Annotated in this window: 1 protein-coding gene; it reads left to right on the forward strand. The window is 50.6% G+C overall.

The genetic code is table 11. The annotated features are described in order from the left end of the window. Positions 1-228, forward strand: a 228-nt coding sequence (locus tag JK635_RS29405) for a hypothetical protein (RefSeq protein ID WP_235888365.1), incomplete at its 5' end; no start/stop codon positions are given. Positions 229-694: the final 466 nt, after the last annotated feature.

The following is a 694-nucleotide window of genomic DNA, read 5'->3' on the forward strand; positions in this document are numbered from 1 at the left end:
ACTATATACCCCGCCGAGCGTGAGCCCGTTGAGGATCTGCTCCAGTATCAACTCCAAGATTCGTCTCCTTTATATTCCACGATGCGTCTTGCAAGACGCATCACGCTTGCCCTGACCGGCGGCGAACCACCCGGGAACCACCCACTTTCTTTTCGAAAATGTGAACGCTCGTTTTTATTTTTTAAGCGCAGTCGAACCGTATCATCACTGGCAAATTTAGGTCAATAAAAATGAGCCTTTATTTTGCAGTGCAGAACAAAAATTCTGAAAATTTTGCTTTATTGCCGACGAGCGGTGGTATTGGAAAGAATTTGCGGAACTTCAAGGTAGTTTTGTGTTGAAACTGATGCTCAACATGCAGCTAGATGGCCATCGGAAGCGCGCTGATAATGACGGGGGCGTTTCGCTGTGCGGTACAGCATTCCGTTTTTGTTGACTGACTTCCAGACGGATGGTAGGTTTGAACCGATGGCATGCTAACAAAACCACACGCCACCGGCAATCTGCCGTTGCCATGCCAACACCGGTTCTACAGAGAGCGAACCGTCCCTACAACAACAGGAGACACCATGTTGAAAAAACTGATGCCGGCACTGGCACTCGCCACGGCCGCCTTGACTGCAACCCAGCCCGCATTCGCGCAGTCGGCCAGCACCTACCCGAACAAGCCTATCCACATCATCGTGACCTTCAC

The organism is Neobacillus paridis, assembly GCF_016765675.1.
GTDB classification, from domain to species: Bacteria; Bacillota; Bacilli; order Bacillales; family Cytobacillaceae; genus Neobacillus; species Neobacillus paridis.